The sequence below is a fragment of the Pedobacter sp. genome, assembly GCF_035317785.1.
Taxonomy (GTDB): Bacteria; Bacteroidota; Bacteroidia; order Sphingobacteriales; family Sphingobacteriaceae; genus Pedobacter.
The window spans coordinates 1-13,940 of record NZ_DATHGC010000329.1 but is presented as its reverse complement, the minus strand read 5'-3'; the positions used below and the strand labels follow the sequence as shown (position 1 = coordinate 13,940).

Sequence of the window (13,940 nt, the reverse complement as noted above, 5' to 3'; positions counted from 1 at the left end):
TGGTAAACCAGGAAACAGGTGAGGTCACTTACGGAATCGAAAGCCTGTTTAAGATCTTTGCCCTGGTGCTGCCTTTCTTTGGTCCGCTTTTGAGGTTCAAACCATTTGTTTGGCTGATGAGTAAAGTGTATGCTTTTATCGCTTATAACCGGCGGGTGATTGTACCGCCGGTTAAAGATGAAGCTTATCAGTTTCAACCTGCGTTTAAGTTGCACTACCGCATTGCTTATCTTGTTTTTACCTGGCTGGTGACTGCTTATATTCTTTCTCACTATACTGGCCTGATGAAAGGGCTTCTCCCTGTGGGCCATACTTATCGGGAGTACTTTATTTGCGGAGGACAGATTGTTTTTCAGGGCATCATCATTACATTGCTCAACAAGCAGAAAACCTGGGCCTATCTTGGTAATATGATGACCATTTCATTTGCCGGGGCATTGCTGTTGTTGCCACCATTTTTGCTGGCCATTTGGTTTCAGCTGGACCCGATTTTTTATGTTGCCTGGTTTATGGCTGTTGCCGGTCTGATGCTACTGGAACACATCAGGAGAAGTAACCTTTTAAAAATAGACTGGACACTCAGCATCACCTGGGTATTGTACCGTATTGCAATTCTTTTAATTGTACTTTTAAGCGCATAGACATGAAATATCATAAAATTATTTTGGCGGGAGGAAATGGTTACCTCGGTGGAATTTTAGCTGAATATTACAAAGATCTCGCACATGAGGTGATTATCCTGAGCAGAAAACCAGCAGAACCAAAGGCCAATGTGCGAACTGTGCTGTGGGATGGAAAGACAGAAGGAAGCTGGACTGGAGCACTCGATGGTGCTGACTTGTTGGTCAATCTCTGTGGTAAAAATGTCAATTGCAGATACACTGCCAAGAACCAGCGAGAGATTTTTGCCTCCAGGAATGTGCCGACGCGGCTGCTCAACCAGGTAGTCAGTAAAATGGAACATCCTCCCAAACTCTGGATCAACGCCACTTCTGCTACCATTTACCGCCATGCCGAAGACCATGCGCAGGACGAATACACTGGAGAAATCGGCTACGGATTTTCTATCGATGTCTGTAAACAATGGGAGGCTGCTTTTTTTGAAACTGAGACTCCGCAGACCAGGAAGGTTGCGCTAAGAATCGGGATTGTGCTGGGCAGACATGACAGTGTATTTCCACGGTTGCTGAACCTGGTCAAATGTGGTTTGGGTGGCAGGCAGGGCGATGGAGAGCAATATATGTCCTGGATACATGAACAGGATGTAGCCAGAAGTACCGAGTGGATTTTAGATCATGATCATCTGGATGGAGTGGTCAATTGCACCGCACCAGTCGCCATCAAAAACGAGTTGTTTATGAAAACGCTCAGGCAAGCCTGGGGCATTCCGTTTGGTTTGCCCAGTCCGCAATGGCTACTGGAAATCGGCATGCTGCTGATTGGATCTGAAACAGAACTGGTACTCAAAAGCAGGTGGGTTGCACCCGGCCGTCTGCTGGATTCCGGATTTAAGTTTTATTTTGCAGAAGCCAGACACGCCATACATGATATTTTAAGTCTTAGGTTATAATTATGGAAATCAATCAAGGTCTTATTTTTTTGCTGATTCTGCTGGCCGGGATCTTTCAAGTGGTTTTAGTCTTTGGCAGCATCGCCATTCCTAAAGTCTTAAAGTGGAAAACAGAACTTGCAAAAGTTGAGGTATTGATAAAGCAGATGTTCTGGACGTACGCAGCCTATATTTTAGTGATTAATCTTTGTTTTGGCTTACTTTCTGTTTTTGCTGTTGCCGAACTTTTAAACGGATCATTGATGTCCTTGCTGGTATGTGGTTTTATTGCGGTTTACTGGATTTCAAGAATATTTATTCAGTTCTTATACTTTGACAGAAGGGAATTCCCAATGGGCATATGGCATAGAGTAGCCGAAGTAATTCTGATTATCCTGTTTCTTTTCCTGAGCATAGTTTACAGTATGGCATTCTTTTATAATTATCAGCAACTCTGATCATGGAACCAATAATGCTATACCTGACTTACTTTGCTTTATTGAACCTGGCAGTCGTTCTTGCCGGCTACTGGTTTGTGCGAAATGCCATGGTCTGGCAAAGCTGGGTACTACTGGCATTTAGTATATACACCATCCATATGATTTTCCTAAACGAATCTGCAATAATCCGGATGCTGGCGCTAATCGCCACAACTTTTACTGCAATGAAAGTGATCGCTGCGGCAGAGAGTTATAAAGGCAAGTTATCAAGCCTTTCTTTCCGGCAATGGACGGTATTTGCAATTGGATGGGCCGGAATGAGGGCACAGCCTTTCGAAACTTTAGGTGATCCGGCATTGCCGGATGCCTGGCCAAAAATAAGGTTTGGCATTAGCAGGGTATTGGCCGGGTTGGTATTAATTCTTGTGGCACATCAACTGGTGACGTTGTCAATCAACCCTTACGTACTTTATCTTATGATAACTGCCATCTTATTACTGGCCTTTAGCTTGATATTGCATTTTGGCTTATTAAGTATCAGTGCCGGTATGTGGCGCCTTTCAGGAGTTGGTACTTATTATCTGTTCAAAACTCCCGCAAAAGCAAAAACCCTGAATGAATTCTGGAGTAAGCGCTGGAACCTGGCTTTCAGTGAAATGACTTCAGTTACGATATTCAGGCCATTGAAAGATAAAATAGGGGCCGCCGCTGCATTGATGATCGCCTTTGTGTTTTCCGGCCTGCTGCATGAGCTCGCCCTGAGTGTTCCCGTAAACAGCGGATATGGTTTTCCTCTTTTGTACTTTATCATTCAAGGGATCGCTGTGATTGCAGAAAAAGCATTAATTAAATATAAAATTGGCTTTTTGCAGCACAGGCAACTCGCCAGGATATGGGTGTTCTTTTGGGTAGTGATACCAACGCCTTTACTTTTTCATACACAATTTATTAGTAGTGTGATATGGCCACTTTCGGGCATCACCATAAAATAAAAATCATGAAATCTGAAATAATGTAACCATGCCCAAATTTATACTAAATACAAAAATCTACGCTACCGCCGATGTTTGCTTCAACCTTGCACGAAGCATTAATCTTCATCTGGATACCATGAAGCATACAGGTGAAAAAGCCATTGCCGGAATCACAACTGGTTTGATTGGTCTTAATGAAACTGTTACCTGGAAAGCCAGGCATTTCGGAGTGACGATGAAATTAACCAGCAGGATCACCGCATGCGAAATTCCTGTATTGTTTACTGATGAAATGGTAGCCGGACCTTTTAAGATGATGAAACACAAACATGTATTTGAACAGAAAAAAGGATATACCTTAATGACTGATGAATTTATTTATGAGTCTCCCCTGGGTTTACTTGGCAAACTTGCAGACATGCTGTTCCTTAGGAAATATATGCAGAACCTCATTGAACACCGCAACAGGGTTATAAAGCAAAAAGCTGAAGCTGCGGTGGAGGACACTATCAATTAATCCATCATTATACAAATAGTTTTTGTCAAGCGCCTGGAAAGGTCAATATCCCCAACAGCATGAAACCACTGATAAAAATTAGCAGGTAAAGAAATTTATTGATGTCCTTTATTGATTTCCCCTCTTTCAATATTAGCTTACTGAAGTCTTTGGAAACTAACAATAGAACGGAAGTAAGGAGGACTGTTGCAAGTGCAATTGTGGCCCCGTTTCCTAGCGGTATTCCTTTTTTATCTGATTTCAGAAATTTTATGAAGTCTGACAGAATTAAAATGTTCCATAAAATAACTGCTCCTATGAGAAAAGGTTTTTTTAGCGGAAAACCACCTGCCTTTTGATGCTGAATAATGTGCAGGTCACTCTCAGAGATTCTGCTGTTAGTATTTTCCAAAAAACCCGTTTGATTAATTTGATCTATCACAGCGGAAGGGTTCCTGAATGTCCAGAAGATCACTTTGATGTTATAATCTGCAATCCTATGATTTATTTTTATTCCCTGACCGAGTAGGGGAATCATGGTATAAGCTTCAATTGAAATGACGTCTTTTGGTTGGAACACGAGATTTCCAATGATTGAAGCATTTAATTCCAGTTTGTCTTTACTTACTTTCAATGTTGCGAATGGCCAGGTCGCATTTGCCATTCCAATTCTTGCTCCCCCCGTAATTTCCAATTTATCCATGTCTATGTTGTTTTTTATATGTATCTGGAAAAATGCCTGACGGAAAAGTTATATCCAAAAAACCTTCTATTGAAAATAGGGTAAGAATTTTGAAAATAGGGTAAGAATTGATGCAGAAGATGATTGAGAATGGAAGGCGATAATATTTGAGCATGGGTTAAGAGTTAATTTGACAAATGTAATGGAAATCTTGAACTTTGAGTTGAGCTGACCACGCATCCTGTAATCTCAGCGCGTGGTCTCATATTGCTACTGATATGGAGCTGTTACGCTGTAACTCTAATTAGAAAGTTCCTGCAATGGCACGGCATGGTTGCTCAATCCGCCGGACCATCCAACCACGTTGCAACCATCTCGAGAGGATTATGAGAGGATCGGAGGGATATAATAGCAAGAAGAGGTCAATACCCAGTCATTATCTTTGCCTTTGCTGGAAAAACCAGTATTTATACGTGATTTTATCAGTAAGGAAAACAGTTATGCTTTTTGCCTGTTTTAGGAATAGTAATCACTTATTGTTTAATAAAATTTTATACTATGAAAAAGTTAATGATGATGCTGGCGTTGGGCGCTTTCTGCCTGACAGCTTCCGCAAATGATGGTTTCTGGCAGGATACCACAAAAACAAAGCAGGACACTACAAAAAAACACAAGGACAAAAAAGACCATGACAAAAAAAAGAATAAGGATAAGTCTAAACAGGATACGCTCAAACGAGATACGACTACCAGACCACCTCAAAAATAATATTCTTATAGTACTCCTATTAAATCGTCCGCTTAATCCTGCTGACATAAAAACCCGGAAGTTGAAGACATCCGGGTTTCTTTTTATCTGTACAGATTGAAGCTTGTTGGTACTGAGTAACGTTAATTACGGAGCAGTAAGCTTGTCTCCGGTGCCAAATCCTTTGTAAAAAGCACCGCATTTTTTATTATTTTTGCGGCATGAACACGAAACAGGCTTATAACATTTGGGCTGCGCAATACGATACCAACGATAACAAAACCCGTGATCTTGAGGGATTGGCACTGAGAATTTCCCTGGCGAGCATTCCTTTCAATAAGGTATTGGAGATTGGCTGCGGAACAGGGAAGAATACCGAGTGGCTGATCGGCAGAGCCGCACTGATCACTGCGGTAGACCTCTCCGACCAGATGCTGGCCAGGGCTAAGGACAAGATCACTTCCAACAGGGTACAGTTTAAACAGGCCGATATTACCTCCCGCTGGAATTTTAGAGACGGTTTGTACGATCTGGTTACTTTTAGCCTGGTGCTGGAGCATATCGATAACCTGGATTATGTGTTCAATGAAGTCGCCAAATCACTAAACCCAGGAGGTTATGTGTACATCGGTGAGTTGCATCCATTTAAACAATACAGCGGCACCAAAGCGAGGTTCGACACGGCAGAAGGGAATCAGCAGGTGGTAGATTGTTTCAACCATAATGTATCTGACTTTATTCACGCAGGTAAGAAGCATGGCTTGTCTCTGGTAGAACTCGATGAGTATTTTGATGACAACAACAGAAGTGATATTCCAAGAATTTTAACCATCTTGCTCAGGAAAAAATAAACATAACGCAATGATGTACAGCAATACCTCAACCAGGATGAATAACAAAGAACAAAAACATTTGGCGGTAAAAATACTTGTTCTGGTTGCGTTGCTGGGAATGACTTTAAGCCCGTTTCAGAAAGCTATGGCCCAAACCGAAAAAAAGAAACCTGCTGTTTTGCTTAACCATATTGCAGTATATGTGGTGGATCTGAAAGTAGCAACTGATTTTTATAAGAATGTATTTGACCTGGAGATCATCCCTGAACCCTTCCATGACGGCAGACATACCTGGTTTTCGATCGGAGCTGCCGGTCACCTCCACATCATATCGGGGGCTAAGACTGCAGCGGTACACGATAAGAACGAACACCTTTGCTTTAGCGTAGCTTCGGTAGATGAGTTTATCACAAAACTAAAGGCGATGAAAATCGACTTTGAAAATTGGGCCGGTGAAAAACAAGCTGTTACCAATAGAAAGGATGGCGTAAAACAAGTATATTTCAAAGATCCTGATGGCCACTGGCTGGAGGTGAATGATGATTATAAATAGATAAGGATGAAGTTTCTTTCTTTCATATGTGTCATAATAGTGCTGGTGCTGAATTCTGTGCCTTGTGCTGATGCGCATGAAACGGAGGAAACTCAGACTGTAATCAGTACTGCGGGACAGCAGGAGCTCCCGTCACACGCGGATGACTGTACCCCTTTTTGTCACTGTTCCTGTTGTGCGAGTACGGTCGTGGTAAAACTGACGGCATCGCCTGCAGTTCCATTTAAAATAAGTACATCTGCTTATATCCCTCATTTTGAGGGTAATTTCATGGACATTAGCCTTCCAATCTTTCAGCCGCCAAAGGTGATCTAATACTTTTTTATTCTATAAACAGTATTATTTCATTTTTAACAGGTGATATGTTAGATAAAATCATAAAATTCTCAATAAAGAATAAACTGGCGGTTGGTATAATGGTGCTGGCCCTCATTGCCTGGGGCATTTACTCCCTCAGACAGTTGCCCATAGATGCCCTTCCCGACATTACCAATAACCAGGTTCAGATCATTACCAGTTCTCCGAGTAACGGGGCTGAAGATATAGAACGCTTTGTGACCTATCCGGTTGAACAGACCATGGCCACCATCCCGGGAATTGAGGAAATCCGTTCCTTTAGCAGGTTCGGGCTTTCGGTAGTAACAGTGGTGTTTAAGGAAGATGTAGAAATCTACTGGGCACGCCAGCAGGTGAGTGAGCGTCTGGCTGAAGTCGAAAGAAACATTCCCAAAGGAATCGGAACGCCGGAAGTCGCACCACTCACCACCGGACTTGGGGAAATCTACCAGTATGTGATTCACCCCAAAAAAGGATATGAAAAAAAATACGATGCCACAGAACTGAGAACCATCCAGGACTGGATCGTAAGACGGCAGCTACTGGGCGTAGAAGGAATTGCTGATGTAAGCAGCTTCGGTGGGTACCTGAAGCAGTATGAGATCGCCATCAATCCCGACAAGCTCAGGAGCATGGATATTTCCATCGGTGATGTCTTCACAGCGCTGGAAAAAAACAATCAAAATACCGGGGGTGCTTATATTGATAAAAAACCCAATGCTTATTTTATCAGAAGTGAGGGGCTTATCGGCAGCACTGAAGACATAGAAAACATTGTTGTGCGTACCAACCAGAACAGCATTCCGGTACTGATCCGAAATGTTGCGGAGGTAAGAATCGGTGCGGCCACCCGGTATGGGGCCATGACGCGAAATGAACAGGGAGAGGTCGTGGGCGCAGTTGTAATGATGCTGAAAGGGGCCAATTCCTCAAAAGTCATCGCCAATGTAAAAGCCAGGATGGCACAAATCTCCAAAAACCTGCCCGAGGGCGTGGTCATCGAGCCTTTTCTGGACAGGACCAAACTGGTGGACAACTCGATTGGAACAGTGACTAAAAATCTGGCTGAAGGTGCGCTGATTGTAATTTTTGTATTGGTCCTGCTGCTGGGAAACCTTCGGGCGGGCCTGATTGTTGCCTCGGTCATACCGCTGGCCATGCTTTTTGCGGTTTGCCTGATGAACCTGTTCGGCGTAAGCGGCAACCTGATGAGCCTTGGTGCCATTGATTTCGGACTCATTGTCGACGGCGCTGTCATAATTGTGGAAGCATCGCTTCACCATCTGGGACTGAGAAAAAACAAGAACCCGCTTAACCAGCAGGAAATGGATGAGGAGATTTACGCCTCTGCCTCAAAGATCCGAAACAGTGCGGCCTTCGGTGAAATTATCATCCTGATCGTTTACCTGCCTATTCTGGCCCTTGTTGGAATTGAAGGGAAAATGTTCCGGCCAATGGCGCAAACAGTAGCATTTGCCATCCTGGGGGCCTTTATACTTTCTCTTACCTATGTACCAATGATGAGCGCGCTGTTCGTTAATAAGAAGATCAGTACCAAAAGAAATATTTCAGACCGGATCATGTCCGGATTTCAGCGCATGTATACACCAATGCTAAATTTCGCGCTGCGGGCGAGGGTGGCTGTTGTAGGCATCGCTTTAGGGCTGTTCGCTGTTAGTCTTGTGATCTTCAACCAATTGGGTGCAGAATTTATTCCGACACTGGAAGAAGGGGATTTCGCTGTAGAGACCAGAGTGCTGACCGGAAGCAGTCTGTCGCAAACCATCGAGGCCGCAACAAGAGCAGCAAAGGTTTTGAAAGCAAATTTCCCTGAAGTTAAGGAAGTGATCGGAAAGATCGGTTCCTCTGAAATACCAACTGATCCGATGCCGGTAGAGGCCTGTGATCTGATGATCATTCTCAAGGACAAGGATGATTGGACAAGCGCCTCTGACCGGGAGGAACTCGCGGGGAAAATGCAGGCTAAGCTGGAACAATACATTCCGGGGGTGACCTTCGGATTTCAGCAGCCGATTCAAATGCGCTTCAACGAGCTGATGACCGGAGCCAGGCAAGACGTGGTGATCAAGATATATGGGGAGGATTTTGCCAAACTCGGCAGCTACGCCTCCAAAATTGGTGCCATAGCCAGCAAGATCGAAGGTGCTCAGGACGTGTACGTCGAGCAGGCTTCCGGTCTGCCGCAAGTGATCATTAAATTTCACAGGGACAAGATCGCCCAGTTTGGCCTCAACATCGAAGATGTAAATACCGCTATCCGGACGGGATTCGCGGGTGAAGTTGCCGGATTGGTATTCGAGGGTGAAAAACGCTTTGATATGGTGGTACGACTGGAAAAAGAAAACAGACAGTCCCTGGAAGACGTGAAAAGCTTGTTTGTAACTGCGCCCAATGGAAACCAGGTGCCTTTAGAACAGCTGGCAGATATCGCTTACAGAGAAGGGCCAAACCAGATCCAGCGCGATGATGCCAAAAGGCGCATCTTAGTAGGCTTCAACATCAGGGGCCGTGATGTGAAAAGTATTGTAAAAGAAATTCAGCAAAAAATAGATACCCAGATCAAATTTGAGCCTGGATATTATCCCACCTATGGCGGAACTTTTGAAAACCTTCAGGCAGCCAACAAAAGGCTGGCTGTCGCAGTTCCGCTGGCACTTTTGCTGATCCTGCTCCTGCTCTACCTGACTTTTAGCTCTTTAAAGCACGCGCTCTTGATCTTCACAGCAATCCCTTTATCGGCCATAGGCGGGGTGCTTGCCCTATGGGCCAGGGGAATGCCTTTCAGTATTTCCGCAGGCATCGGTTTCATTGCGCTCTTCGGGGTTGCCGTTTTAAATGGTATTGTACTGATCAGTGAATTCAACAGGTTAAAAAAAGAAGGAATGACAAATATTTTAGAAATCATCCGAACAGGTACCTCGGTAAGGCTGCGTCCTGTTATTTTGACCGCCCTGGTCGCCTCACTTGGCTTTCTGCCCATGGCCATTTCAGGCGGCAGCGGCGCGGAAGTGCAGCGGCCCTTAGCTACAGTGGTGATTGGCGGATTACTTTCAGCGACGCTGCTTACCTTGCTGGTGCTGCCGGTACTTTACATATGGATAGAGAAAATAGGGAAAATTAAAATCAGGATTGCTCCTGTTGCCGGAGCCTCGCTATTAGTTATATTCGGCATAGGTGTTCCGGCAGCAAAGGCGCAGGACACGAAAATCAGTCTGGAGCAAGCCATCGATGCCGCCATGAAGAATAGTCCCTCGGTAAATGGAGCCCGGCTCGCTGTCGATCTTCAGCAGCAACTCAAAAAAACTGCTTTTGAAATGCCTAAGACCGATGTCTCCTTATTGTATGGCCAGTACAACAGCATCATCAAAAACGACAATAACTTTACGATTTCTCAAACCATCCCTTTTCCTACGCTATTCTCGGCCAACGGGGCCTTGGGTAACGAAAGAATCAAAGCCAGCCGGTTACAAGCGGCTGCCACCAAAAATGAACTCATATACCAGATAAAGTCGGTTTATACCAATATTCAATACCTCTATTCCCGTGAGCAGCTACTGCTAAAGCAGGATAGTCTGAACCAGGGTTTTGTGAAGTCTGCTACGCTTAAATACAAGACGGGTGAAGGAAATCTGCTGGAGCAGGTTGCTGCTGAGACCCAGCTAAAAGATTTGCAGAATCTGCTGAGCCAGAATAAAACTGACATTGAAATCTACAGCAGCCAGCTGTCCACGCTGCTTGGAAGTAATCAGCGGGTAGAAATTGCTGACAAGTACCTCAGAGAAAATCCGGCCGGACTGCTGGCGGATACCGGTGCAGTTGGCGGAAATCCTTCACTTTTTTACCTGCGGCAGCAGATCGTAGTTGCCGATAAGCAGCGCAGTGTAGAACGCGCAAAAGCACTTCCGGATTTTACCCTGGGCTATTTTAACCAATCACTGACCGGTTTTCAAAATGTAAGCGGAAGCGAGGTATATTATGACAGGAGCAAGCGTTTTCAGGGTTTTCAGTTTGGCTTGGCCATCCCGCTGTTTTATGGTGCTTACGCTGCAAAGACAAAAGCAGCCTCAGTCAGCAAATCGATTGCGCAGAATGAGCTGAATCAGCAGCAGAGAAGTTTTGCCAGCCAGTACCAGCAGGCATTACAGGAATACCTGAAAAATAAGGAACGCCATCATTATTTTGTGACTTCCGCCCTGGTAAATGCGGCATTGATTTTAAAGAACAGCCGCATCGCTTATCAAAACGGGGAGATTGGATATTCGGAGTATTTGCTAAACCTTAAACAAGTAAGTACGATCCAGGAAAACCACCTCCTGGCCCTGCTTCAGGTGAACCAAAGCATCAACCAAATTGAATATTTAACCGGTAATACGAAATCATTTTAAATAGAATACCATGAAATTTACATATAAATATTTTTCCCTGCTGCTGATGGCCTTGTTTATGGCTGCCTGTGGAAATCCTAAGGCTGAAGAAGAGCCGGTTCAGGAAGAAGAACATCATGAAGAAAATGGCCTGGTGTCCTTAACGCCAGAGCAGTACGAGCTAACCGGAATCACCCTTGGAACGGTCGAGATGAAAGCGCTGAGCGGAACAATCAAGGTGAACGGTGTTTTGGACCTGCCTCCAAAAAACCTGGTTTCTATCTCCACTCCCCTGGAAGGTATCGTAACAAGTACAGAGATGCTTCAGGGTATGCGGGTAAAAAAAGGAACTGTTGTGGCAGTGATCCAGAATCCGGAATTCATTCAGATGCAGCAGGATTATCTGGATTACAAAAGCCAGCTTCAGTTTCTAAAACAGGAACTCGACCGTCAAGAGGAACTGGCCAGGGAGAATGTAAATTCAAAAAAAGCACTTCAAAAGGCAAAAAGTGAATATCATAGCATGAGTGCCCGCTTCCTCGGACAAAAGACCAGGTTGTCTTTACTCGACATCAGTTTTCCGGTACTTGAGAAAGGACAAATTCTCAGGACTTTCAATTTGTATGCCCCGATTACAGGTTATGTGACCCAGGTCAATACCAATACCGGCGCTTTTGCAAGCACGAGCGACATGCTTTTCAAAATTGCAGATACTGAGCACCTGCATGCTGAGCTTACTGTATTTGAAAAGGACGTTCCCAAACTCAAGATCGGTCAAAAGGTTCGTTTTACCCTGGCAAATGAAGCGCATGAGCGGATAGCGACCGTATTCCTGATCGGAAGGGAGATCAGTAAAGAGCGGACCGTCCAGATCCATTGTCACCTGGACAAAGAGGATACGCAGCTCATCCCGGGCATGTACCTTAAGGCCTATGTAGAAAGCGGTATGAGCAAGGTCAGTGCATTGCCGGAACAGTCCATCGTCGAGTTTGAAGGCAAAAAGTACGTATTTGTCGAACAGCCAGCTGAAGGTAAGAATAAAGAAACAGCTTACCAGTTCAAAATGGCAGAAGTAAATACCGGGGTTAGCGAAAACGGGTACACCCAGGTTTCTTTCCCGGGCCAGGATGCGGGCATCAAAATTGTGGTTAAAGGTGCTTATGACCTGTTGAGCAAAGTTAAGAATGCTGAAGAAGAGGGCCATGGGCATTAATACGACAAGCCGTCAAATGAAAGAACTTAAAGACAATACGAGCATAGATTTATGATCATAAATAGAAATTATTATGAAAGATTGCTGCAGTAGCGATGATAAACCTCAAAAAGAGAAAGCTGATAGCGCGCAAGACACTAATGACAACGTACAAAACCATGAACACGGTGATGCTGATCAGCCAGGATGGAAACAGCACCTTGGTCTGTTGGCAGGGCTTGCTATTTTAGTTTGTGTACTGGTTTTGGATTATGGTTTCGGCATCAGGCTTACCAAATGGGTGTCTCTTGCTGTTAATGGTTTGGCCTACCTCCTTGCAGGATGGGGAGTATTGGAGCTTGCAGCCCGTAAAACCTTAAGGGGTGATATTTTCAACGAATTTGTACTAATGAGTGTAGCCACCCTGGGTGCGTTTTATATTGGGGAATATGCTGAAGGTGTGGCAGTGATGGTGTTCTATACCATAGGTGAATGGTTCCAGGATTCTGCGGTTGACCGTGCCAAGGCAAGCATCAAGGCTTTGCTGGACATCAGACCAGACGAGGTAACAGTAATCAGGGATGGAAAAACTGCAGTCATTCCCTCTGCAGAAGTGAACCTGGGAGAAACCATACAGGTAAAGGCCGGAGAAAGGGTGGCGCTGGACGGTGAATTATTTTCCGATAAAGGTTCTTTCAATACCGCGGCCCTGACGGGTGAAAGCCGTCCCGATAGTAAATACAAGGGAGAGGTCGTGCTTGCCGGAATGATCAATTTGAACACGGTATCGGAGATTGTGGTTAAGGCATTGTTTAAGGATAGTAAACTCAGTAAGATCCTGGAAATGGTACAGGATGCTTCTTCCCGAAAATCGCAGACACAGCTGTTCATTTCCAGGTTTGCAAAAATCTATACTCCGATTGTATTCTTTCTGGCCCTGGCCCTGGCGCTGGTTCCCTATTTTGTGGTAGAGAACTATGTGTTCAATGATTGGCTGTACAGGGCACTGGTATTCCTGGTGATCAGCTGCCCCTGTGCACTGGTAGTTTCCATTCCGCTAGGTTACTTTGGAGGTATCGGACTCGCTTCTAAAAACGGAATCCTTTTCAAGGGCGGGAATTTTCTGGATGTAATGACCAGGATCAACACCATCGTGATGGATAAGACCGGAACCCTGACTAAAGGCGTTTTTAAAGTGCAAAAGGTAGTGCCGGAGGGTCTTACGGAAAAAGAACTCATAAAACTTGCCGCTATCCTGGAAAAGAACTCTACCCATCCCGTAGGCCAGGCCATTATTGAATATGCAGGCAAATCTGCTGATGGTGAAAAGGCAACAGCAGTAGAAGAAATTTCGGGGCATGGGCTGAAAGGAAAGGTGGACGGAAAGGACTTGCTGGCCGGAAATCTTAAACTATTGAAGAAATATAAGGTAGATTATCCAAAGGAAGTAGAGGAGATCACGGATACGATTGTGGTTATCGCCGTAGACAAAAAATATGCGGGTTATATCACCATTGCAGATGAGATCAAGGAAGATGCAGCGGAAGCGATCAAACAGATGCATGACCTGAACATCAGGACGGTGATGCTTTCCGGGGATAAACAGGCCGTGGTCGATTATGTAGCCAGGAAACTGGGAATCGATAATGCTTTCGGGGATTTGTTGCCGGAAGGAAAAGTTGAAAAGGTGGAGGCCCTGCTCAAGGAAGGAAGGCGTATCGCCTTTGTTGGGGACGGGGTGAATGATGCACCG

The 13,940-nt window shown here is 44.7% G+C and carries 13 protein-coding genes; 12 read left to right on the top strand and 1 reads right to left on the bottom strand.

Annotated features, from left to right (window positions below; all coding sequences use genetic code 11):
* The 5 genes from VK541_RS20700 to VK541_RS20680 all read left to right on the top strand — a co-directional run.
* Nucleotides 1-641 (top strand): DUF393 domain-containing protein (locus VK541_RS20700; RefSeq protein WP_324372381.1); only part of this gene is annotated, 641 nt, incomplete at its 5' end.
* A gap of 2 nt (nt 642-643) precedes the next feature.
* On the top strand, nt 644-1,570 hold the full coding sequence (locus VK541_RS20695) for a TIGR01777 family oxidoreductase (protein ID WP_324372380.1): 927 nt from the start codon (nt 644-646) through the stop codon (nt 1,568-1,570).
* Nucleotides 1,571-1,572: 2 nt separating this feature from the next.
* A complete protein-coding gene (locus VK541_RS20690) occupies nt 1,573-2,007 on the top strand; it encodes a hypothetical protein (RefSeq protein ID WP_324372378.1) in 435 nt (144 codons plus the stop codon).
* Between the two features lie 2 nt (nt 2,008-2,009).
* Entirely contained in the window at nt 2,010-2,981 is a 972-nt protein-coding gene (locus VK541_RS20685; RefSeq protein WP_324372377.1) for an MBOAT family protein, read from the top strand.
* Nucleotides 2,982-3,009: 28 nt separating this feature from the next.
* The gene (locus tag VK541_RS20680) at nt 3,010-3,480 is read left to right on the top strand and encodes an SRPBCC family protein (RefSeq protein WP_324372376.1); all 471 of its coding nucleotides are present in this window, start codon (nt 3,010-3,012) and stop codon (nt 3,478-3,480) included.
* 25 nt (nt 3,481-3,505) lie between these two features.
* On the opposite strand, the gene VK541_RS20675 is transcribed toward VK541_RS20680, so the two are convergent.
* Nucleotides 3,506-4,162 carry a hypothetical protein gene (locus tag VK541_RS20675; protein ID WP_324372374.1) on the bottom strand — a complete coding sequence of 219 codons (657 nt, stop codon included), beginning with the start codon at nt 4,160-4,162 and terminating at the stop codon, nt 3,506-3,508.
* A gap of 537 nt (nt 4,163-4,699) precedes the next feature.
* On the opposite strand from VK541_RS20675, the gene VK541_RS20670 reads away from it, so the two are divergent.
* The 7 genes from VK541_RS20670 to VK541_RS20640 all read left to right on the top strand — a co-directional run.
* Nucleotides 4,700-4,909, top strand: coding sequence for a hypothetical protein (locus VK541_RS20670; protein WP_324372373.1), 210 nt, complete (start codon nt 4,700-4,702; stop codon nt 4,907-4,909).
* 200 nt (nt 4,910-5,109) lie between these two features.
* Nucleotides 5,110-5,739, top strand: a complete 630-nt coding sequence (locus tag VK541_RS20665) for a class I SAM-dependent methyltransferase (RefSeq protein WP_324372372.1) — start codon at nt 5,110-5,112, stop codon at nt 5,737-5,739.
* A 10-nt stretch (nt 5,740-5,749) separates the two neighbouring features.
* The gene (locus VK541_RS20660) at nt 5,750-6,274 is read left to right on the top strand and encodes a VOC family protein (RefSeq protein ID WP_324372371.1); all 525 of its coding nucleotides are present in this window, start codon (nt 5,750-5,752) and stop codon (nt 6,272-6,274) included.
* A 6-nt stretch (nt 6,275-6,280) separates the two neighbouring features.
* The gene (locus VK541_RS20655) at nt 6,281-6,589 is read left to right on the top strand and encodes a DUF6660 family protein (protein ID WP_324372370.1); all 309 of its coding nucleotides are present in this window, start codon (nt 6,281-6,283) and stop codon (nt 6,587-6,589) included.
* Between the two features lie 47 nt (nt 6,590-6,636).
* A complete protein-coding gene (locus VK541_RS20650; RefSeq protein ID WP_324372369.1) occupies nt 6,637-11,016 on the top strand; it encodes a CusA/CzcA family heavy metal efflux RND transporter in 4,380 nt (1,459 codons plus the stop codon).
* Between the two features lie 10 nt (nt 11,017-11,026).
* Nucleotides 11,027-12,208, top strand: coding sequence for an efflux RND transporter periplasmic adaptor subunit (locus tag VK541_RS20645; protein ID WP_324372368.1), 1,182 nt, complete (start codon nt 11,027-11,029; stop codon nt 12,206-12,208).
* A 73-nt stretch (nt 12,209-12,281) separates the two neighbouring features.
* The coding region (locus VK541_RS20640) for a heavy metal translocating P-type ATPase (RefSeq protein WP_324372366.1) at nt 12,282-13,940 on the top strand (1,659 nt) is incomplete at its 3' end.

Bases quoted from the DNA above. Each gene is read 5' to 3' on its own strand.
- VK541_RS20695 (WP_324372380.1), top strand. From the start codon at position 644: ATGAAATATCATAAAATTATTTTGGCGGGAGGAAATGGTTACCTCGGT.
- VK541_RS20690 (WP_324372378.1), top strand. From the start codon at position 1,573: ATGGAAATCAATCAAGGTCTTATTTTTTTGCTGATTCTGCTGGCCGGG.
- VK541_RS20685 (WP_324372377.1), top strand. From the start codon at position 2,010: ATGGAACCAATAATGCTATACCTGACTTACTTTGCTTTATTGAACCTG.
- VK541_RS20680 (WP_324372376.1), top strand. From the start codon at position 3,010: ATGCCCAAATTTATACTAAATACAAAAATCTACGCTACCGCCGATGTT.
- VK541_RS20675 (WP_324372374.1), bottom strand. From the start codon at position 4,162: ATGGATAAATTGGAAATTACGGGGGGAGCAAGAATTGGAATGGCAAAT.
- VK541_RS20670 (WP_324372373.1), top strand. From the start codon at position 4,700: ATGAAAAAGTTAATGATGATGCTGGCGTTGGGCGCTTTCTGCCTGACA.
- VK541_RS20665 (WP_324372372.1), top strand. From the start codon at position 5,110: ATGAACACGAAACAGGCTTATAACATTTGGGCTGCGCAATACGATACC.
- VK541_RS20660 (WP_324372371.1), top strand. From the start codon at position 5,750: ATGATGTACAGCAATACCTCAACCAGGATGAATAACAAAGAACAAAAA.
- VK541_RS20655 (WP_324372370.1), top strand. From the start codon at position 6,281: ATGAAGTTTCTTTCTTTCATATGTGTCATAATAGTGCTGGTGCTGAAT.
- VK541_RS20650 (WP_324372369.1), top strand. From the start codon at position 6,637: ATGTTAGATAAAATCATAAAATTCTCAATAAAGAATAAACTGGCGGTT.
- VK541_RS20645 (WP_324372368.1), top strand. From the start codon at position 11,027: ATGAAATTTACATATAAATATTTTTCCCTGCTGCTGATGGCCTTGTTT.